Here is a 20,541-nt window from a genome sequence, read left to right on the forward strand (position 1 = left end):
CGGGAATCCTCAGCGGGCACGCCGCCGAGAACGCGAGGGGGAGCGCAGGCGGGAGTGGGGGCCATGGCGCGTTCCAGGGGGAGAGCCGGCGCAGGTGCTCGATGCCCCCAGGGGTGTCCGGGCCACCGAACCCACCGAGCCGTCGTCGCCCCGGAAGGCCGGCGCGGAGCTCCTCCGACCGCGCGGAAGCAGCGTGAGAACCCCGGCGTGTCCGGCCGGGACCGCGTCGCCGAGCTCACTCGCGGCCCCGCCGCCGCCGGCGGCGTACGTGCGTACCGCACGGCAGTCGGACACAAGGAGCTTCTGGGGGTTCATGGGGCAAAGCTATTGTAAGTGAAAATCATTTTCAAGTACGGTGTGTGGCGTTCGCCCCCACGGACACGCGTCGGTACGGAGCACCAGCGCGCGATCCGGCGGTAAAAGGGGTCTCGTCGTGAACGACCGGATCGTCACCGAGATCGAGGAGTCCGCGTAGCCGGCACATCAAACGCATCGGGCCGGACGTGGTCGGTTTCCACGAGCGCTTCCCCCGGCGGGTCCACCGAGGACCTGCGGCGGTCCCACCGCGCCGCCCGGTGCCAGGGTTCGCCGCCGCACACAACCGCCGGATCGTCCACGCCCCGGCGATGCTTCCCGGCGGACACGTCCTCGACAAGGAGCCCGACGCATGATGATCGTCCCCCAGCTGTGGCGGGAGGCAGCTCGATTCCCCGCGGCTCTGGCCTGGAGCGTCGGACTGCTGGTGCTCGTCTTCCTCACCCATCTCGGCCAGGCCGGGGCGATCGCCTGGTCGATGTCGGCGGTGCTGGACGGACGCCCCCGGGACGTGCTCGTGGCGGTCGCGCTCATCGTCGGTATCGCGCTGCTGAGACTGGCGCTCTCCCTGGCACAGACCTCTGCCGCGACGCTGCTGGGAGGCCGGGTCCGACAAGCGGTGCGCGGCCGCGCCATGGCGGCGGCGCTCGTACCCCGACGCCTGCACGACACGGCCGCCCGCGACGGGTCGATGCGTTCGGGCCTCGGCGACGGCGTCGACGGCACCGACGCCTACGTCTCCACGTACATCCCCGCCGTCGTGCACATCTTCCCCACCTGCGCGATCACCGTGTCCGGGCTGTTCCTGCTCTCACCGGGAGCCGGGCTGCTGGTCGCCGCCGCCGTCGTGTTCGCGCTGCTGGGTCCCCTGGCCTGGAAGCGGATGATGGCCCGGCGCGGGCTCGACCACTGGGACAGTTACGACGCGCTCAGCGCCGACCTGCTCGAATCACTCCGCGGCATGGCCACCCTGCGCACCCTGGGCGATGTGTCGGGAACCCGGGAACGGCTGGACGGCCGTTCGGAGGCACTGCGCCGCGCCACCGAACGCGTCATGCGCGGTTCCCTGGCCGAAACGGCCGTCACCGACCTCGCCGTCCAGGCAGGGGTGGTCGCCGCCGCGATCGCCGCCACCGCGCACGCGGTCACAGGACAGGCCCCGGCCGTCGAGGTCTACCTGGTCCTCCTCCTGGCCTCGGAGGCCTTCCGGCCCATCCGCGACCTCTCACGGCACTGGCACGCCGGGTTCCTCGGACTCACCGCGGTCCCCGCCCTGGACCGCATCGGGGCGTTCACCGAACCGCGCGGCACCGCTCCGGATTCCGCGACGCCCGCTCCCGGGGGGCGGGCTCCCGCCGACCGTACGGCGGACCTGCTGAGCGTGAGGGGGTTGACCTTCCGCTACCCCGACGCCCACCGGGACGTCCTCGAGGACTTCGACCTGACCGCCCGGAGGGGGGCCCTCACCGCCGTCGTCGGAGCCTCCGGGGCGGGAAAGTCCACCTTCTTCGACCTCCTCCTCGGCTTCCTCGTCCCACGTGCGGGGCACGTCGAACTCGACGGGCGGCCTCTGCGCACCTCCGATATCGCCGTGGTCTCCCAACGGCCCGTGCTCTTCGCCGGGACCATCCGCGACAACCTCGCCGTCACCGGCGACCCCGAAGAGGCGGAACTGTTCGCCGCCTGCGAGGCCGCCGGGATCCTGGACGAGATCCGGGGTCTTCCACTCGGCTTCTCCACCGAGGTCGCCGAAGCCGGCACGAACCTGTCAGGCGGTCAACGCCAGAGACTCGCCCTCGCCCGTGCGCTGCTCGCGCGCCGGCCGGTCCTTCTCGTGGACGAACCCACGAGCGCGTTGGACGCCGATCGGGCCGCCGGTGTCATCGACACGCTGCACCGCGTCGCCCGCGACCGCGTCGTCGTGATGATCAGCCACCGTCCCGAATCCCTCACCGGGGTCTCTCACGTACTGCACCTCGGCCCGGTGCACCTGGACAGGAACCCGTCATGACCACCCTCTCCGCGGCCGACACCTTCCGCGGGCTGCTTCCCGTCCTGCGACCGGAATGGCGCGGAATGCTGTGGAGCTATGCCGTCGGTACCGCGAGCGCGCTGACCCTGGCCGGCGCCACGATCCTCACCGCCTGGGTCGTCGGCCACGCCGTCGTGGAGCGAACAGCGCCAGAACCCGCGTGGTGGGCCGTGATCATCGGGCTCGTGCTGCTGCGCGTCGTCCTGACATGGCGGGAAATGGACGTCTCGCATGCTCTGGCCTACCGTGTTCTGGCCCGGCTGCGCATGGCGCTGTTCGACGCGTACGCGCGCAGCGTCCCCGGCCGGCGCCGCGAGCACTCGGGCCGCGCCGCCACCGTGGCGATGGACGACATCGAGAAGCTCGAGTTCTTCTACGCCCACACGATCGCCCAGCTCGGTGCCTCCCTCACGCTGTTCACCGCTTCCCTGACCACCGCTTCGATCCTGTTGCCGGAGGCCGGGCTCGTCGTCTTCACGGGCAGCCTCGTCCTGGCGAGCAGCGCGCTGTACTGGGCGCGAACGGCCAGACTCCTGGGGGAACAGGAGCAGCGGGAACGATCCGACCTGTCCACACGGATCGTCGACGCCCTGGGCGCACTGCGCGAGGTGCTCGCCTACGGCCTGTCCCCGCAGGTCGTCGCCGAGACGAGCGCGGCCACCGCGCGCGCCACCGCCATCGCGCGCCGCCGCGAACTGCTCGAGCAACTGGTCACCTCGCTGCGCGAGTCCATCACCACCGCAGTGGTCATCGGCGTCATCGTCGTGGGAAGCGCCGCCGCCGGCGTGCTCTCGGACACCGCACAGGCACGACTCTCCCCGGCCGAGCTGCCCGCCCTGATCGCCCTGGCCCTGGTCGGCGTCGCGGCGGTCACGGACGCCACAGCCACCTTCACACGGCTGCACCCCCTCGTCGCCGGCGCCGAGCGCGTGACATCCGGGATCAACCGGCCCCCGGTCGTCGCGGTGTCCGACAACCCGCGGCAACTGCCGCCCGGACCGCTCGGTCTGCGCTTTCGCGACGTGTGCTTCGCCTACGAGGACCGGCCGCCCGTTCTCACCTCCTGGTCCCTGGAAGTGGCCCCCGGGGCACACGTGGGGCTGAAGGGGCCCTCCGGCTCGGGCAAGAGCACCGTGATCGCTCTCGCGGCCCGTCTCTGGGATCCTTCGTCCGGCATCGTGGAACTCGTCACGACCCAAGGCGCGGGAGTGTCCGTCGCCGACGTCGACGACCGCGCTCTACGCGAGTCGGTCGCCCTGGTCGACCAGGATTCCGTGCTCTTCCACGGCACCGTCCGGGACAACCTGCTGCGCGGCGGCGCCCCGCGGCCGGACAGTGAGTTGAACACGATGATGGAACGCGTCGGCGCGGCCGACTGGATCGGTCTCGACGACGATCTCGGCGAAGCCGGCGTACGCCTCTCGGGGGGCCAGCGAGCACGCCTGTGCCTCGCCCGTGCACTCGTACGGCGGCCGCGGGTCCTCCTCGTCGACGAGGTGACGGCCAGCCTCGACCCCGCCACCGAGCGAGTGATCTCGGACATCATCGCCGACTTCCCCGGTACGGTCCTCGTCGCTTCCCACCGTGCCGAGACCCTCGCGCGTCTCGAACACGTCGTGGAAGTCGCCGGGGCCGCTCCGGCCCGGCCGGGCAGCGCACCCTCCCGCGGACCGGACCCCGATTGCACGTGAGCGGGGGGACCGGCATCCACCGTTCGGTGGATGCCGGGGGTCGGCCGGATGCGCGGGGGATCGGGGCCGGACGGGCGATCCGCTGCGGGCCCCGGGCGGACAGGCTTGTGGGCATGGCGATCGTCGAGGTCACAGAGCTCAGCAAGAGGTACGGCAAGCAGGTGGTCCTGGACCGGGTCTCCTTCTCCGTGGAGGAGGGGGAGGTCTTCGGGATCCTCGGGCCCAACGGGGCGGGCAAGACCACCGCCGTCGAGTGCGTGGAGGGCCTGCGGCGCCCCGACTCCGGGACCGTGCGGGTGCTCGGGCTCGACCCCGTGGGGCAGGGGGCGGAGCTCCGGGAGCACATCGGCGTCCAACTCCAGCACACGCAGCTGCCCGAGAACATCAAGGTGTGGGAGGCGCTGGACCTGTACGCCTCGTTCTACGACAGGCCCCGGGACTGGCGGGAGCTGCTGGAGCGGTGGGGGCTCGCGGACAAGCGCGACGCCCGGTTCGCGAAGCTGTCCGGCGGGCAGAAGCAGCGCCTGTTCATCGCCCTGGCCCTGGTCGGGGATCCCAGGGTCGCGTTCCTGGACGAGCTCACCACGGGGCTCGACCCCCAGGCGAGGAGGGCCACCTGGGAGCTGGTCAAGCGGGTGCGCGCCGAGGGCGTGACCGTGGTCCTGGTCAGCCACTTCATGGACGAGGTCGAGGAGCTGTGCGACAGGGTCGCGGTCTTCGACCGGGGCGGGGTCGTGGCCCTCGACAGCCCCGGGGGACTGATCGACGGCGTCGACGCCGAGTACCGGATGAGCTTCCGGTTCATGGACGGGGAGGCCCCCGAGCCCGGCGGCCTGCTGGGGAACCTCCCCGGGGTGGCCTCGGTGTCCCGCACCGGCGACCTGGTCGTCGTGGCCGGGCGGGGGGACTTCGCGACCGAGGTCACCGCGTCCCTGGCCCGGGAACACGTGCTCGTCCGCGACCTGCGCATCGACAAGCGCACCCTGGACGACGCCTTCATCGCCCTGACCGGCCGCTCCCTCCAGGCCTAGCCCCCACCTCCGGGCACAGCCTTCCCCTCCGGGCCCGAGCGGCCCGGTCCCCGAGAACGGAAGAACCGTCGTGAAGACGCTTGCCAAGCTCACCGCCGTCGAGACCAAGCTGCTCGTCCGCGAACCCGGAGCGGTGTTCGCCCTGGCCATCCCCCTCTTCATCCTCGTGGCCTTCGGCAGCGGGATCACGGAGGGCGACACCGTCCTGCTGCCGATGGCGGTGACGCTGGCGATCGGCATGGTCGGCCTCTACCTGCTCCCCACGACCCTGGCCTCCTACCGGGAGAGGGGCATCCTGCGCAGGCTCTCGGTGACCCCGGTCCGCCCCGGCAACCTGCTGGCCGTCCAGCTCCTGCTCCAGCTGGCCCTCACCGTGTTCGCGGTCTCCCTGCTGCTCGTCGCGGGCATCGGCTTCCTCGGGGCCCACGCGCCCGGGTCCGCGGGGTTCCTGGCGGCCTTCCTGGCCGGAACGGCCGCGATGTTCTCCGTCGGGCTGCTCATCGCCGCGCTCGCCCCCAACGGGCGGTCCGCCAACGGCTTCGGCGTGCTGCTGTTCTTCCCTCTGGCCTACCTGGGCGGACTCATGCAGCCCGTCGAGTACATGCCCGATATCCTGGCGCTCGCCGGGGGATACACCCCGATGGGCGCCCTGCGGCAGAGCCTCGACGACGCCTGGAGCGGTGGCGTCCCCGCGCCGCTGCCCCTGGTCACCATGGCCGCGTACGCCGTGGTCCTCGGCCTCGCCGCGGCCAGGTCCTTCCGCTGGGAGTGAGTATGGAGACGGTGTCCGAGCGCGACCTGGGCCTGCGGGAGGAGCGGCTGCGCAGCCTCCTGGCCTCCGTGCCCTACGCCCTCCTGGCGGCCTCCACCCTCCTGACCCTGGTCACCCACGACCTCTCCCGGACGCGGCTCCTGGAGACGCTCGGCCTCGCGGCCCTCACGGCGGTCCTCCTGTGGGCGATGACCGCGCTGAACCCCGACCCGGCCTCCCGCCCGGGGATGACGGCCGCCTCCGTCACCGTGCTGGTCGTCATGATCGCCGTGCTCAGCACCCGCAGTGTCTGGTTCGCGGGCTTCTTCGGTTTCACCGGCTACGTGTACTCCTGGCAGTTCCTGCGGGGCCGGTGGAGGTTCGCGGGGGTGACGGCCACCGCCGCCGTGACGGTCGCCGCCTACATGGGCGGACTGCCCGATCCCACGCCCTCGTCGGTCCTCCTGTACCTGTTCTTCATCGCCGCCATGGTGGTCCTCGTCGCGGCGTTCAGCCTGCTCGGCGAGGTCACCACGGAGCACAGCGACGAGCGCGGGCGCATGGTGGAGCGGCTGCGGGAGACCATCCGGGAGAACGAGGGCCTCCACGTCCAGCTGCTGGTGCAGGCACGCGAGGCCGGGGCGCACGACGAGCGCGAGCGCATGGCCAGGGAGATCCACGACACCCTGGCCCAGGGGTTCGTCGGCATCATCGCGCAGCTCCAGGCGGCCGAGCGGGCCGAGGCCGGGGGAGGGGGCGGGAGCACGCCGGAGGGCGGCGGGACCGCAGGGAGCTCCGCCGGCGGGGCGGAGGGGGACCGTGCCGAGTGGCGGCTCCGGGTCGCCGACGCGATCCGCCTGGCCCGCGAGAACCTGGCGGAGGCGCGCAGGTCCGTGCACGCCCTGGGACCGGCGCCCCTGGAGGACACCCCGTTGCCCGAGGCCCTGGCCGGCCTCACGGCCGAGTGGTCCCGGCTGAACGGTGTGCGCGCCGACTTCACCGCGACCGGACCGGTCCGCCCCCTGCACGGGGAGGTCGAGGCCGTCCTGCTCCGCACCTTCCAGGAGTCGCTGGCCAACGTGGCCAGGCACGCCCGGGCCGCCCGGGTCGGCGTGACCCTGTCGTACATGGAGGACCTGGTCGTCCTGGACGTGCGCGACGACGGTGCGGGCTTCGAGCCGCCCCCGGTCCCGGGGACCGACGGCCGGGGCCCGGACGGCGGGTTCGGCCTGACGTCGATGCGGCAGCGGGTGGGCCGCCTGGCGGGGACACTGGAGATCGAGTCCGAGCCCGGTTCCGGGACGGCGGTCTCCGCCTCCGTCCCGGCCGTTCCCAGGGAGGACCCCGGTGCATGAGGCCCCCGTCCGCGTCCTGATCGCCGACGACCACCCCGTCGTCCGGGACGGCATCCGCGGCATGTTCGCCCGCGACCCGGGGTTCGAGGTCGTGGGGGAGGCCGCCGACGGCGCCCGTGCCGTCGAGCTCGCGCGGTCCCTGGAGCCCGACGTGGTCCTCATGGACCTGCGCATGCCGGGGACGGGCGGTGTGCATGCCATCCGCGAGCTGGCCCGGCTGGGACTCCCGGCCCGGGTCCTGGTCCTGACCACCTACGCGACCGACAGCGACGTCGGTCCCGCCATCGAGGCCGGGGCCACCGGATACCTCCTCAAGGACGCCCTGCCCGAGGAGCTGATGCGCGCCGTCCGCCTGGCCGCGCGCGGCGAGACCGTGCTCTCCCCGCTGGTGGCGACCCGGCTGGTCGGCCGCGTCCGCGAGCCCGCCGCGGCACTGAGCGACCGGGAACTGGAGATCCTGCGGCTCATCGCCGACGGCTCCACCAACAGGGAGGCGGCGGCCCGTCTGTTCATCAGCGAGGCCACGGTCAAGACCCACGTCCTGCACATCTACGGCAAGCTCGGCGTCAACGACCGGGCCGCCGCCGTCGCGGCGGGTTTCCGGCGCGGCCTGCTGGACCTGGGCGAGGGGTAGACCCCGGTTTCCCGGCGGCCCCTGTGCGGTCCGGGCCGTGGGCCCGGGCGAGCAGTCGGCAGTGCCCCGGCCCGTCGGCATACTCGGACCGGGCCCTCCGCCGGGCGTGCGGGGCTGTCGGTCGGCGAACCCTCGGGGGGCGCGGGAGGGCGGGCCGTGTCCGTTCGGTGAACAGATGTGCGCGCGCCTGTGCGGCGGCGTGATCCGCGCTGATTCGGACGGGTGGCCGGGTCCGTAAGCGTTCGTCCTCAATGCACTTCCATCCCGGGTCGCAGATGCCTGCAAAAGCACCCATCTCCGCTGTGCACAAGGCGTAAAGCTCCGTTTTCTGTTTGCCATCGGGGCGTCTCCGGCAATGATCAGGGCGCACGCGGACATCACCGGCGACGCCGTGTCCTCCCCGTCCCCGAAAGCCCCGCAGTATTCGAGAGGCCGCACATGCTCCCTGCCATGCCCCGAGCCGAACGCGAGGAGTTCCTCGCCGGAGTCCACGTGGGCGTCCTCGGCGTCGACGACCCCCGCGCGGGCGGCGCCCCGCTGGTCGTGCCGGTCTGGTACTCCTACGCCCCCGGCGGCGACGTGGTCGTGCAGACCGGCCGCGACTCCCTCAAGGCGCGCCTCATCGGCGCCGCGGGCAGGTTCAGCCTGTGCGCGCAACAGGAGGAGGCCCCCTACCGCTACGTCAGCGTGGAGGGGCCGGTCGTGGACGTGGCCGACCCCGCCGACCCGGACGAGCGCCGCGCCATCGCGGTCCGCTACCTGGGCGCGCGGGAGGCCGGGGACTACCTGGCCGCGACCTCCGGCCAACTCGACGACGACGTCACCTTCCGCATGCGCCCCGAGCGCTGGCGGACGGCGGACTTCTCCTCTTTCGCCGCGTCGGTGTTCACCTGACGCCGGCACGACCTCGACTCGACGAGAGGAACCCCTCGTGACGAAGAGTCCGGCAACGCACGCCCCCACCGAGGCGGACCTACGCGGTCCGGTCACCGACCACCTCCGCGACGCGCTCCTGCACGACATCTTCGCCACCTGGGCCGCCAGACAGCCGGGGGCCCCCGCCGTCCGCCACAGGGGGCGCGCACTCACCTACGGGGAGCTGGCCCGGCGCTCCCGGGACGTGGCCGCGAGCCTGCTGGCCGCCGGGGCGCGTCCCGGCGACGCGGTCGGCGTCTGCGGGCGCCGGTCCCCCGAGGCGCTCGTCGCCTTCCTGGGGGTCCTGCGCGCGGGCTGCGCCTACGTGCCGCTGGACCAGGACCACCCGCCCGCCCGCGTCAACGCGATGGCGGAGGACGCGGGCGTGCGCGTCGCGGTGGTCCTTCCGGGGGCGGTGTGCCGGGTGCGGCGCCTCGCCGCGCGGGTCGGGATCGAGGCCGACGCCGGGCCCGCGGCGGCCGGGCCGCTCCCTCCGACGGGCGCCGCGGCCGGCGACTGCGCCTACGTCATGTTCACCTCGGGCTCCACCGGCCGGCCCAAGCCGGTCGCGGTGCCGCACCGGGGGGTCGTCCGCCTGGCGGTGTCCGACCCCCGCCTGCCCCGGCCCGGTCCGGGGGACCGGGTCCTGCACGGCTACGGCCTGTCCTCGGACGCCTCGACCATCGAGATCTGGTCGGCGCTGACGGGCGGCGCCTGCCTGGTCATCGCCGACCGGGAGGAACTGGTCTCCCCCGAGGCACTGCACCGGCGGCTGCGCGAGGACGCCGTCGACATCGCCTACCTCACCACGAGCGTCTTCCACCACGTCGCCCGGACGGACCCCGGGGCGTTCCGCGGCCTCGACTTCGTGTCGGCCGGGGGCGAGGCCATGGACCCGGACCTGGCCCGGGCCGTGCTGCGCGCCTGCCCGGACACCGAGGTCGTCAACTTCTACGGCCCCACCGAGAACACGGTGGTGTCCACGTTCCACAAGGTCCGCGGACTCGCGGACGGGGCGCGCTCGGTGCCCATCGGCCGCCCGATCGCCAACTCCACCTGCCGCGTCGTGCGCGCCGACGGGACCACCGCCCCGGTCGGGGAGGAGGGCGAGCTGCTCGTCGGCGGCGCCGGCCTCGCGCTGGGCTACCTGGGCGACGCCGACCTGACCGCCGAGCGCTTCGTGGCGGCGCCCGACGGGAGCGGGGAGCGCCTCTACCGGACCGGCGACCGTGTGCTCCTGGGCGCGGACGGCGCCCTGGAGTACCGGGGCCGGATCGACCGCCAGCTGAAGATCCGGGGGCAGAGGATCGAACCCGACGAGGTCGAGGCGCGCCTGCGCGAACACCCCGACGTCGCCGAGGCCGTCGTGGAGGCCGGCGCCGCGCGCCTGACCGCCCACGTCACCCCGGCCGATCCCGGGCGCGGCGTCGACGTCGACGACCTGCGGGGCTTCTGCGCGGCCTGGCTGCCCCCGGCGGCCGTCCCCCGTGTGTTCCACCGGTGGGCGTCCTTCCCCGTCTCCTCGGCGGGCAAGGTCGACCGGGCCCGGCTCGCCGAGCGGTCCGCCCTCGCGGAGCGGTCCGCGGCCCCCGAACCGTGCGAGCCCGCGCCCCCCGGGCGGGAGGGCGGCGACCGGTCGCCGCGGGACGGCGTCGCCGCTGCCTGGCGGGAGACGCTGGGGGTGACGCCCCGTCCGGGGGACGACTTCTTCCGCATCGGCGGGGACTCGCTGCTGGCGGCGGAGGCGGTCAACCGCACCCGCGCCCTGCTCGGCATCGGCGCGGAGCACGGCAGCACCCTCGTCCGCTCCCTGATCGAGGGGCCGACGGTGGAGGAGTTCACCGCGGCCGTCCGGCGCGCCCGCGCCGGCGCACCTGCCGCACGTGAGCCCGGGGAGGCCACGGACTTCGGGGCCGAGGGGCGCCTCGGTTTCGCGCTGCCCGCACGGCGCGGCCCGGCCCCCGACCCGCGCGACCCCGCGGACGTGCTGGTCACCGGGGCCACCGGCTTCGTCGGCGCCTACCTGGTCGACCGGTTCCTCTTGCGCACCGGCGCACGGGTGCACTGCCCCGTCCGCGCCCGCGACCCCCGGCACGCCCGCCGCAGGGTGCTCGCCAACCTCGCCCGCTACGGGCTGCCGGCACGCGACCACGAGGAACGCCTCGTCTGCTTCCCCGCCGAACTGGAGGCCGACCGGCTCGGACTGGCCGCCGGCCACGCGGCGGACCTGGCCGACCGGCTCGACCTGATCGTGCACTCCGGCGCCCAGGTCAACTTCATCTACCCCTACTCGGCCCTGAGGTCGGCCAACGTCGAGGGCACCCGCCGGATCGTGCGGCTGGCCGCGCCGCGCCGCGTACCCGTCCACTTCCTGTCCACGATCGCCGTCCTGGCCGGGTTCGGCAGCGCGGGTGTGGGCCTGGTGGGCGAGGAGACGCCCCTGGCCCACGCCGAACGCCTCACCCTGGGCTACGCCGAGAGCAAGTGGGTGGCCGAGCAGGTGCTGCGCGACGCCGCCGGGGCGGGGCTGCCGGTGACCGTCTACCGCCCCTACGAGATCACCGGGGACCGGCGCGGCGGGATCTGCAACACCGAGACCGCGATCTGCTCGATGTTCAAGATGATCGCCGAGACCGGCACGGCGCCCGACATCGACCTGCCGATGGACTTCGTGCCGGTGGACCACCTGGCCGACACCATCGCGCACGTGGCCACGGGCCCCTCCCCGGCGCGCGGGACCTACCACCTCACCAACCCGGCACCGGGCCGCCTGGCCGACGTCGTGCGGCGCATGCGCGCCGCCGGGTGCGAGATCACGACCCTGTCCTACGCGGAGTGGGTCGCCGAACTGGTGCGCCACGTCGCCGAGGACCCCACCAGCCCCACCGCGCCCTTCGTGTCGCTGTGCGTGGACCGGGGCCGGGGCACCGACCTGTCGGTCAAGGAGCTGTACCTGGAGGGGGTCTTCCCGCGCCTGGACCGGACCAACGCCGAGGCGGCCACGGCCGAGGCGGGACTGGCCTGCCCGCCGGTCGACGACGCCCTCATCGACCACTACCTGGACCACCTCTTCGGCTGCGGGTTCATACGAAGGCCCAGGCCCACCGCCGCGGCCGGGGCCGACCGCCGGCTCGCGGAAGGAGGGAGGGCGTGATGGACGACGCCGCTGGCCTGCGGGCGGTCCTGCCACCGGTCCCCGAGGCGGAGACCGGCTCCCCGGGGTCCCCCTGCGCCTACGCCGCCCTGCGCGCCGACGGCCCGGTGACCCGCGCGCGGCTCCCCGAGGGCGATCCGGTCTGGCTGGTCAGCCGGCACGACGACGTGCGCCGGGCGCTCGCCGACCCCCGGCTGGTGCGCCCCGTCATCGCGACGTGGCCGCCGAGGGAGGGGGAGCAGTGGCCCCGCCGGGTCCTGACCCTGCTGGAGCTGAACGGCGCCGACCACGCCCGGGTGCGCGGCGCGGTCGCGCCCGCCTTCACACCCCGCCGCCTCCAGGACCTCGAACCCCGTGTCCGGGCCCTGGCCGAGGACCTGACCGCCGACCTGGTACGGCAGGGGCCGCCGGGCGACCTGGTGGCGGGCTTCACCGAACCCTTCCCGCTGCGCGTGCTGTGCGCGTTCCTGGGCATCGACCACACGGGGTTCGCCGCCGTCGCCGAGCACATCGAGACCGTCCTGCAGGCCACCCGGGTCCCGCTCGGCAAGACCCTGGCCGCCCTGGACGCGCTGCGCGACCACGCCGCCGCGCTGGTCGACGCCTGTGCGCGCGGGGGCGGCGACGGCCTGCTCGCCAGGCTGGCCGCCACCCCCGCCCACGAGGGCGGCCTCGGGCACGAGGACCTGGTCAGCGTGACCATCAGCATGCTCATGGCGGGCTACAGGACCAACGTCCAGCACTTCGGGGCCGCGCTGGTGACGCTCCTGGAGCGCCCCGGACTGGTCCGGCGCCTGCGGGAGCGGCCCGGGGAGATCCCCGGGGCGGTGGAGGAGCTGCTGCGCCACGTGCCGCTCATGAACGCCATCGTCGTCCTGGTCGCCACCGAGGACCTGGACATCGGTGGGCGGCGCATCCGCGAGGGGGAGGCGGTCATGCCGGTCATCGCCTCCGCCAACCGGGACGGCGACGCCTTCGAGCGCGCCGACGAGTTCGACCCCGGGCGGGACCCCAACCGCCACCTGGTCTTCGGCCGGGGACCGCACTACTGCCCGGGCGGCCACCTGACACGCATGGAGCTGCGCATCGGACTGGAGACCCTGCTCGCCCGCCTGCCGGACCTGCGTCCGGCCGAGCCGACGGAGCGGCTCGCCTGGAACGAGGACTCGCCGCTGCGCGCACCGCTGCGGCTGCCCGTCCTCTGGTGAGGCCCGCACCCGATCCGACCGCCCACCGGAGGGAGACCACCGCCGTGACCACCACCGACCAGGCGCTGCCGCGCTATCCGTTCAGCACCCGGGGAGACCGTCTGGCCGACGAGCTCCGAGGCACCTGCCCCGTCACGCGCGTGACCACCAACGCCGGGTACGAGGCGTGGCTCGTCACCGGCTATCCCGAGGCGCGCCGGGTGCTGCGCGAGGAGCGGTTCCGCCGCTCCCGGGTGGCCGACGAGGGCAGCCCCGTCCAGGACGTCCCGGTCTTCGCCCCCGAACTGCTCGACGCCATGGCCTACCTGGGCAGGGCCGGCCTGCTGGAGGAGGCACGGCGCCTGCTGAGCGACCTGCCGGACCTGCCGGAGGAGGAGCTCCGCGCCGAGGCGCGACGGGGGCTGGAGGAGATGGTGGCGCAAGGGGCGCCGGGCGACCTCCAGCACCACTTCGCGGAGCGGGTGGCCGGGCCGGCGATGTGCCGCGTGATGGGGCTGCCCGCCGGCGACCTGCCCCGCCTCAGGCACTGGGCCGACACCGACCTCACCATGCTCCTGCCGACCGAGGAGGTCCACCGCAACTGGGAGCAGCTGCGCGACCACCTGCTCGAACGGGCACAGCGATGTGACCCCGGCGCCCCGGGCCTCGTCCCCCGGCTCGCGGCGATGAACACCGGGAGCGACGCGCTCACACCGCACCAGCTCGCCAACGTGCTCGGCGTCGTCTTCGTCGCCGGCTACGAGGACCTCGCCAGCTTCCTGGGCGGCGCCGCCTTCCACCTCGCCCGGATGCCCGGCGCCCTCGCCCAGATCCGCACCGACCCCGGAGCCGTCGAGGGGCACGTCGAGGAGCTGTTGCGCTACAGCGTCCTCATGGGCAACGCCCTGGCCCGGATCTGTACCGATGGCACGGAGCTGGGCGGACGGCGGCTGCGCACGGGGGACCTCGTGCTGGTCTCCACCGACGCCGCCAACTACGATCCCGCCACCTTCCCCGCCCCCGACGCCTACGACCCGTCCCGCCGCCCCAACCCGCACATGCGCTTCGGCCACGGTCCGCACTACTGCCCCGGGGCCAGGCTGACACGCCGGGTCGGGGCACTCGCCCTGACCGAGCTGGCCCGCCTGGAGGGGCTGAGGCTCGCCGTTCCCCCGCAGGACGTCGAGTGGCACCCCGACCGGATGGCGATCATGCCCGCCGCCGTACCCGTCCTCTGGTGAGACCGGCCCCCACCCCGTGGACCGGCCGCCGACGAGCACCGGAACCGTCCCCGGACCCCGAGGAGTGTCCGCCCGTGCAACGACCCCCGCCCGTACCGAGCAACGGCGGACCGGCCCCCGGCCCGGTCCGGCGCCCTCCGTCGACCGGGACACCCGGCCGCGCCCACCCGCAGAAGACCCCGGGGCAGGCCGAGGTCCTGTTCCCCGGCCTTCCCCGGCCCCGGACCGGGGGCGTCCCCGGTCCGCGGCCCGACACCACGACGGCGCCGGGGGTCAGCACGGACCGCCCGCGCCGGAGCCTGTGCCCGCAAGCCCACAAGTATCGGGGGATCCACTGATGGACACCACGGCCGCCACGTACGCACCGGCCCACCACGGCGTCACCGTGCGGCACAACTTCGAGACCGCGCACCGGCTGCCGCACCTGGGCGGCAAGTGCACGAACCTGCACGGCCACTCCTGGTGGGTCGAGGTGTCGGCGGTCGCCCCGGCCCTCGACTCCAGCACGGTGGTCGAGTTCGGGGCGTTCAAGGCCGAACTGCGCTCCTGGATCGACACCCACCTGGACCACGGGGCGATGCTCGGCGTCGACGACCCGCTGGCCAAGGTGCTGGCCGACCACGGCAGCAAGCTGTTCCGCTTCGGCGCCCCCCAGCCGCTCCCCGCCGAGGAGTTCGCGGCGAACCTGCCCCACCCGACGGTGGAGGCCGTGGCCGTGCTCCTGGGCCGGGTGGCGATGGACGTCCTGGTGGGGCTGGGCCACGCGCCCGGCGCCAGGATCGAGGGCGTCCGCGTGACGGAGACCCATGTGAACAGCGCCCTGTGGCGCGGCGGGAGCGCGTGAGCGGTCCGCCCCGAGCAGTCCAGAGCCCCCAGCGCGAACGAGGAGTCGGAGCCGTGACCACCAGCGCTACCGCAGCACCGTCCGACCGCCCCCTGCCCGCCTCTCCCGAACAGACAGCCGCCGAGCACGCCCGTGCCATGCTGGAGGCCCTCGGCATCCCCTGCACCGGCGAGTCCATGCACCGCACGCCCGAGCGGTACGTCCGGGCGATCGCGGAGATGACCCGCGGGCTGCGCCTGGACCCGGACCGCCACCTGGGCGTGCTGTTCCCGGCGGAGTCCACCAACCAGGGGATCATCGCGGCCGTGGACGTGCCGTTCGTGGCCCTGTGCGAGCACCACCTCCTGCCGTTCCCCGGCCGTGCCACGGTCGCCTACCTGCCGGCCCCGGGGGCGCGCATCGTCGGACTGTCCAAGCTGGCCCGTGTCCTGCAGGAGTACGCCGCCCGCCCCCAGGTGCAGGAGCGGATCGGCGAGCAGACGGTGGCCGCGCTCGACAAGAACCTGGACGTGCGGGGGGCGGCCTGCGTCATCCGGTCCCGGCACGCCTGCATGACCCTGCGCGGCGTGGAGGCGCACGGCGCCGCCATGCTCACCACGCACCTGACCGGGGAGCTGGAGACCGATCCGGCGCTGCGGGCCCAGGTGCTCTCCTACGGGCCGTCGGAGGCGGTGTAGCGACCCCCCGCTGAAGGCCCTGGTCGGAGGCGCCACTCCGACCGGGGCCTTCGGTGTGTCCGCGGTGCGCCGCGGCACGGCCGTCCCGGCGCGGGGCCGGCACGGGCGCGGTTCAGGACGGGGAACCGGTGGACGCACCGTCCTTGCGGGCGACGATCATCATGGTCTCCGGAGGGTGTCCGGGCTCCCCCCGGTCGGTGGTGGCGGAGTCGGGCCCGGGCATGTGGTGTGCCTCCACGCGCAGTCCCGCCGCGGCGAGCAGGCTCTCGACGCGCGCGGGGGAGAAGATCGTCAGGGCGTGACCGGACGTGGTGCGCCGCCACATCCCGCCTTCTTCCCGGGCGAAGTAGTCGATGCGCAGGTCGACCGCCTCCGTGCCCGACGTGGAGCGTTCCGCCCGGAAGACCGACAGGCCGCCGTCGTGCTCGAACACCCGGGGTGCGCGGACGAGGGTCTCCGCCCCGGCCAGATCCATCATGTCGAAGACGAACAGGCCGCCCGGCGCCAGTACACGTGCCGTGCTGCGGAAGGCGGCCGCCAGTTCGTCCTCGTCGGCCAGGTAGTTGAGTACCGCGCCCGTGCTCAGCACCGCGTCGAAGGGTCCCAGCGGGGGCAGGTCACGGGCGTCGCCCACGACGAACCTGACCCGCTCTGCGCCGGGCTTGGCCCTGGCCACCTCCAGCATGCGCGCGGAGGAGTCCACCCCGGTGACCTCGAACCCGTCCTCGGCGAGCGGGATCGCGCCCTTGCCGGTGCCGCACCCCAGGTCCAGGAGCCGTCGGCCGGATGTTCCATGATGCCGGAGCGCGCGCCGACAGGTGGCGAGCAGGTCCGTGAGGTTGTGGTCCCTGGCCATGCGGTCGTAGGAGTCGGCCGCGACGTCGTAGTCGTTGTAGACGATCGTGTCCATGGGGGGAGTTGTTCCCGGAAAGCGGTCGGCGGGTGCGGCCGCGGTGCGGCTCCCGCCGAGCCCGCCCGGTCTTGTCCGGACTCAGGTATTTCGTTCCGAGATCCGACGCCGGATACGGGCATCCGATTCACGGGAAAGGGGCCTCTGAAGGGCAGGGGTGGGACGGTTTGCCGGGTGCTTTTCCTTCCTCCCGGAAGCGTGTCTCTGGAAACTGGGACCACATGACGCACCCTCGTTGGAGGATGGTTGCTTTTTGCTCTTTCGGGTGTTGGTTCACGAGTTTCCCGGTGTGCCTCGGCGGGGCGGAGGGGGTCTTCCCGGAGTGGTCGGGGACTGTGAGGGCGAAGCCCCCGAAGGAGGCTCTCGCCCGGTTCCACGGGTTATGTGCGTACCCGGGAAGGAGCGTCCCGCAGAGGAAAATCCACTGGAAATACCTCCGTTGCGCGAATGCGGAGAGACGTTTCTCGGCGGGTGCGCGGCGGGTAGTAACCGATTGTCCTCCGAAACCGCAGGGAACGGCTCTTCGGTGTGGTGTTCCATCCCTCTTCATTGCGAAAGGCCGCATATGCCCTCCTCCTGTGTTCGTGTTCCCAGGGGTGGCGGCGCCCTCGCGCCGGCGGCGTCCCGCACCGCACTCGGAGAGGCTTCCCGCGCACCGGGCGGGGTACGTCGATGAGCGCCCCCGACCCGTGTCGCGGCACCGTGCTGCGCGGGGCCGCACTGGTCCTGACGATGGACCCGGACATGGGCGAGGGGCCGCTCGGCACACTGGCGCACGCCGACGTCCTCATGGAGGACGGCGTGATCACGGCGGTCGGTCCCGACGTGCGCTGCGGTCCCGGCACGGAGGCCGTCGACGCGCGGGGACGCATCGTCCTCCCCGGGTTCGTCGACGCGCACACGCACCTGTGGCAGAGCGCCATCCGCGGACGCGGCGCCGAGCTGGGGTTCTACGACTGGTACGGAACGTGCGTGGGGCCGGCCCTTCCGGCGATCGGCCCAGAGGAGATGGACCGGTTCGTGCGGCTCTCCGCGGCCGACGCCCTCCAGTCGGGTGTGACCACGGTGGTCGACTGGGTGCCCGCCGTCGACTTCGCCGTGTCCGAGGCCTACGTGCGAGCGGTGGACGAGAGCGGACTGCGCTTCGTGCACGCCCCGTACCAGGAGCTGCCCGACATCGGCCTCGTCCGCAAGGTCGTACGGGACCTGGTGGCCCCGACCGCGCGGGGCACGGCGCAGGTGGGCTCGGCCGCCTGCCCGGGGTACGCGGACACGGTGCGCGCCCACGCCGACCTGGCCCGGGAACTGGGTGTGGGCCTCAACCTCCACCTGCTCGAACACCCCGACGACCGTGCGGACGACCCCGTCGGCATGCTCGAGGTGGCCGGCGCGCTGGGACCGCGCACGCTGCTCAACCACGTCATCCACATCACCGGCGCGGAACTGGACCTGCTCGCCCGCAGCGGCGCCGCCGTCGCCCACTGCCCCCTGAGCAACATGCGCCTGGCGACGGGGGTGATGCCGCTGCCCGAGTTCCGGAGGCGGGGGATCCGGGCCGGCCTGGGTCAGGACGGGGGCACCAACGACTGCGGGGACATGTTCGCCTCGATGAAGGCGGCCGTGGGGCTGCAGAGGGCCGTCTCCCTGGACGCCGGGGTGTATCCCGGACCCCGGGAGGCGTTGGCGATGGCCACCCTGGACGGCGCCCGGGCGATCGGGGAGGCCGATCGCCTCGGATCGCTCACACCCGGCAAACGCGCGGACGTGGTCGTGCTCGAACCGCGGGCGCTGAACTTCGCCCCACGCGGTGACTGGCCGGCGCAACTGGTCCTCAACGGTCGCCCGGACAACGTCACGGACGTGTACGTGGACGGGATACCGCGCAAGAGCGGGGGGATGCTGACCGGCGTGGACGTGCCCCGCCTGGTGGCGGACGCGGAGGCCGCGGCCGACCGGGTGTGGACCTGAGCAGGCGCCCCACGGCGCGGGACGCCTGCTCGGGCCGGCCCCGCACACGGAGCGGGGCGATCCGGGTCAGAGCCGTTCGGCCTCGACGAGCCACGCCGGGTCGCCCCCGGCCGAGGACGGGGCGTCGAGGACCGAGGCGCGCATGCTCCTGACCCACCACCCGGCCGCGGACAGGGACGTGCGCAGCTCGTGTTCGGAGAGGCGGCGCAGACCGGGGGCGGACTCGGGGGCGCGGTCGGAGAGGCCGAGGAGGACGAGCCGGGTTCCGGGGTGGCTCACCCCGTGCAGTGCCTCCAGGTACAGGGAGCGTTCGGAATCGTCGAGGCAGTGGAAGTGCGCGATGTCCACGACGGTGGCGAAGTCGCCGACCGACGCATCGATCCGTGTGGCGTCCTCGACGCGGAAGTCCACGGACACCCCGGCCTCTCGCGCCCGCAGGGAGGCCTCCTCCACGGCGGTGGGGGAGACGTCGACGGCGACCACCCTGTGACCGTGGCGGGCGAGGTGGATGGCGTTGTCACCCAGCCCGCACCCGATCTCCAGCACCGGTGAGCGGATCCCTCCCTCGTCCTGGATCGCTACCAGCCCCCTCTGGGGGCCGGCGATGTCCCACGGAATGTCCTGGGGGCGTGCGGAGTCGTTCAGCCTGCTCCGGTAGAACACGTCGAAGTCGTTCTGGGTCATCGTTTCTCCGGTATTCATGAGGGTATTTCCCGGTCGAGTGGGGGCGGCATTGTTGTCGTTCTGCCGGGAATATTCGTTCGCAAGGGGGAAGGGAACACCCTTTGCAGGACGGTAGCACCATGGTTGGCCGCTGTCCCCGCTTTGCGAATGCAGGGACCCCCCGGTCGGCCCGGTCCGGATCGGCGTCCCCGGGTGGGACGACGTCGCAATGCCCGCCTGATGCGCCCCCGTGGCCCGGACGCCGGGCAACGCATCGGGGCGCGGTCGGCGAAAGCCGCAAGTCCGATGATTTCCTTTTCCGGGAACTCCGAGCGGTTATCAGGTTCTTTCGGCGTCGGCCGCGAAGGCGAAACGACTTCCCCGCTCCTGAACCCGGCCCCGCGGGCGCCGCCCCGACAGCCGGTGGCCATCGCGCGACGCGGAGAAGGCCCCCGGGGGGGTGGTACCGGGAACTCCGGGAAGCGCGCCGGGCCGCTCAGGCCCCGGTGAGGCTCACCCGCTCGAGGTAGGCGTCGCGGGAGGGGATCAGGTGGGCCCGGCACGTGCTCGCCAGGAGGTCGCGGTCCCCCTCGCGCAGCGCGTCCAGCATCCGTCCGTGCTCGTGTCGGCTGAGGCGCAGCGACTCCGTCGAGGTGACGGTGACCGAGCGGATGGCGTGGGCGACCCTGGCGTACCGGTTGATCGCCTCCATCAGGGCCTCGTTGTCGGACAGCGCGAACAGCTTGCGGTGGAACTCCATGTTCGCGGTCACCACGGCGCGCGGGTCGTTGGCCTCGACCGCGGCGTCGTGGCGCCGCTGGGCCCCGGCCAGGTCCTCCAGGCGCGCGGGATCGACGGGGAACTCGATGAGCTCGGCGGCCCGCACCTCCAGCAGGTCGCGCAGGACGTAGAGGTCCCTGACCTCCTTCGCCGTGAACGACCGGACGAAGGCCCCGGCGTTGGGCCGGCGCTCGACCACGCCCCGGGACTCCAGGACCTGGAGGGCCTGGCGCACGGCGTGCCTCTTGGCGTCGAAGCGCGCCATCAGCTCGTCCTCGACGAGGCGCTCGCGGGGGAAGCGGACCCCGATGACGATCTCCTCCTCGAGGAGGTCCGCCAGCCTCGCACCGGTCATCCGGGCGGCGGTGGTGGCCTCGGCCGTCTCGGGCATCT

Annotated in this window: 16 protein-coding genes; 13 read left to right on the top strand and 3 right to left on the bottom strand. The window is 73.5% G+C overall.

Annotated features, from left to right (window positions below; genetic code table 11):
* Positions 1-667: 667 nt before the first annotated feature.
* The 12 genes from ACFQBR_RS24310 to folE all read left to right on the top strand — a co-directional run bounded on the left by ACFQBR_RS24310 (position 668) and on the right by folE (position 15,827).
* The gene (locus ACFQBR_RS24310; protein ID WP_344181990.1) at positions 668-2,326 is read left to right on the top strand and encodes an ATP-binding cassette domain-containing protein; all 1,659 of its coding nucleotides are present in this window, start codon (positions 668-670) and stop codon (positions 2,324-2,326) included.
* On the top strand, positions 2,323-4,038 hold the full coding sequence (locus tag ACFQBR_RS24315) for an ABC transporter ATP-binding protein (RefSeq protein ID WP_344181992.1): 1,716 nt from the start codon (positions 2,323-2,325) through the stop codon (positions 4,036-4,038). The genes ACFQBR_RS24310 and ACFQBR_RS24315 overlap by 4 nt, the downstream gene beginning before the upstream one ends.
* Before the next feature lie 113 nt (positions 4,039-4,151).
* Positions 4,152-5,069, top strand: coding sequence for an ABC transporter ATP-binding protein (locus tag ACFQBR_RS24320; protein ID WP_330158172.1), 918 nt, complete (start codon positions 4,152-4,154; stop codon positions 5,067-5,069).
* A 70-nt stretch (positions 5,070-5,139) separates the two neighbouring features.
* Positions 5,140-5,841, top strand: coding sequence for an ABC transporter permease (locus ACFQBR_RS24325; RefSeq protein WP_344181994.1), 702 nt, complete (start codon positions 5,140-5,142; stop codon positions 5,839-5,841).
* Positions 5,842-5,843: 2 nt separating this feature from the next.
* Entirely contained in the window at positions 5,844-7,175 is a 1,332-nt protein-coding gene (locus ACFQBR_RS24330; protein WP_344181996.1) for a sensor histidine kinase, read from the top strand.
* Positions 7,168-7,809 (top strand): response regulator transcription factor, encoded by a 642-nt coding sequence (locus ACFQBR_RS24335; protein ID WP_344181998.1) that lies wholly within the window; start codon positions 7,168-7,170, stop codon positions 7,807-7,809. The genes ACFQBR_RS24330 and ACFQBR_RS24335 overlap by 8 nt, the downstream gene beginning before the upstream one ends.
* Before the next feature lie 450 nt (positions 7,810-8,259).
* Positions 8,260-8,703 carry a pyridoxamine 5'-phosphate oxidase family protein gene (locus ACFQBR_RS24340; RefSeq protein WP_344182000.1) on the top strand — a complete coding sequence of 148 codons (444 nt, stop codon included), beginning with the start codon at positions 8,260-8,262 and terminating at the stop codon, positions 8,701-8,703.
* Between the two features lie 37 nt (positions 8,704-8,740).
* Complete coding sequence (locus ACFQBR_RS24345; protein ID WP_378554505.1) at positions 8,741-11,878, top strand: amino acid adenylation domain-containing protein; 3,138 nt, start codon at positions 8,741-8,743, stop codon at positions 11,876-11,878.
* Positions 11,878-13,086, top strand: a complete 1,209-nt coding sequence (locus ACFQBR_RS24350; RefSeq protein WP_267945177.1) for a cytochrome P450 — start codon at positions 11,878-11,880, stop codon at positions 13,084-13,086. Before ACFQBR_RS24345 ends, ACFQBR_RS24350 begins: the two co-directional genes overlap by 1 nt.
* Before the next feature lie 44 nt (positions 13,087-13,130).
* Positions 13,131-14,306, top strand: a complete 1,176-nt coding sequence (locus tag ACFQBR_RS24355) for a cytochrome P450 (protein WP_344182004.1) — start codon at positions 13,131-13,133, stop codon at positions 14,304-14,306.
* A 337-nt stretch (positions 14,307-14,643) separates the two neighbouring features.
* Complete coding sequence (locus ACFQBR_RS24360; protein ID WP_267945175.1) at positions 14,644-15,150, top strand: 6-pyruvoyl trahydropterin synthase family protein; 507 nt, start codon at positions 14,644-14,646, stop codon at positions 15,148-15,150.
* A 53-nt stretch (positions 15,151-15,203) separates the two neighbouring features.
* Positions 15,204-15,827, top strand: coding sequence for a GTP cyclohydrolase I (gene folE / locus ACFQBR_RS24365; RefSeq protein WP_267945174.1), 624 nt, complete (start codon positions 15,204-15,206; stop codon positions 15,825-15,827).
* Between the two features lie 112 nt (positions 15,828-15,939).
* Here folE and ACFQBR_RS24370 read toward each other — a convergent pair whose 3' ends face one another.
* Complete coding sequence (locus ACFQBR_RS24370; RefSeq protein ID WP_344182007.1) at positions 15,940-16,737, bottom strand: class I SAM-dependent DNA methyltransferase; 798 nt, start codon at positions 16,735-16,737, stop codon at positions 15,940-15,942.
* A 672-nt stretch (positions 16,738-17,409) separates the two neighbouring features.
* Here ACFQBR_RS24370 and ACFQBR_RS24375 point away from each other — a divergent pair.
* A complete protein-coding gene (locus ACFQBR_RS24375; protein WP_344182009.1) occupies positions 17,410-18,705 on the top strand; it encodes an amidohydrolase family protein in 1,296 nt (431 codons plus the stop codon).
* Between the two features lie 66 nt (positions 18,706-18,771).
* Here the strand turns inward: ACFQBR_RS24375 and ACFQBR_RS24380 are convergent, their stop codons facing one another.
* A complete protein-coding gene (locus tag ACFQBR_RS24380) occupies positions 18,772-19,389 on the bottom strand; it encodes a class I SAM-dependent methyltransferase (RefSeq protein WP_344182011.1) in 618 nt (205 codons plus the stop codon).
* Positions 19,390-19,864: 475 nt separating this feature from the next.
* On the bottom strand, positions 19,865-20,539 hold the full coding sequence (locus ACFQBR_RS24385) for a GntR family transcriptional regulator (RefSeq protein WP_344182012.1): 675 nt from the start codon (positions 20,537-20,539) through the stop codon (positions 19,865-19,867).
* Positions 20,540-20,541: the final 2 nt, after the last annotated feature.

The organism is Nocardiopsis tropica, from assembly GCF_042660575.1.
GTDB classification, from domain to species: Bacteria; Actinomycetota; Actinomycetes; order Streptosporangiales; family Streptosporangiaceae; genus Nocardiopsis; species Nocardiopsis tropica.

Coding starts and splice junctions, on each gene's coding strand:
- ACFQBR_RS24310 (WP_344181990.1), top strand. CDS start 668: ATGATGATCGTCCCCCAGCTGTGGCGGGAGGCAGCTCGATTCCCCGCG.
- ACFQBR_RS24315 (WP_344181992.1), top strand. CDS start 2,323: ATGACCACCCTCTCCGCGGCCGACACCTTCCGCGGGCTGCTTCCCGTC.
- ACFQBR_RS24320 (WP_330158172.1), top strand. CDS start 4,152: ATGGCGATCGTCGAGGTCACAGAGCTCAGCAAGAGGTACGGCAAGCAG.
- ACFQBR_RS24330 (WP_344181996.1), top strand. CDS start 5,844: ATGGAGACGGTGTCCGAGCGCGACCTGGGCCTGCGGGAGGAGCGGCTG.
- ACFQBR_RS24340 (WP_344182000.1), top strand. CDS start 8,260: ATGCCCCGAGCCGAACGCGAGGAGTTCCTCGCCGGAGTCCACGTGGGC.
- ACFQBR_RS24350 (WP_267945177.1), top strand. CDS start 11,878: ATGGACGACGCCGCTGGCCTGCGGGCGGTCCTGCCACCGGTCCCCGAG.
- ACFQBR_RS24360 (WP_267945175.1), top strand. CDS start 14,644: ATGGACACCACGGCCGCCACGTACGCACCGGCCCACCACGGCGTCACC.
- ACFQBR_RS24370 (WP_344182007.1), bottom strand. CDS start 16,737: ATGGACACGATCGTCTACAACGACTACGACGTCGCGGCCGACTCCTAC.
- ACFQBR_RS24375 (WP_344182009.1), top strand. CDS start 17,410: ATGAGCGCCCCCGACCCGTGTCGCGGCACCGTGCTGCGCGGGGCCGCA.
- ACFQBR_RS24380 (WP_344182011.1), bottom strand. CDS start 19,389: ATGACCCAGAACGACTTCGACGTGTTCTACCGGAGCAGGCTGAACGAC.
- ACFQBR_RS24385 (WP_344182012.1), bottom strand. CDS start 20,539: ATGCCCGAGACGGCCGAGGCCACCACCGCCGCCCGGATGACCGGTGCG.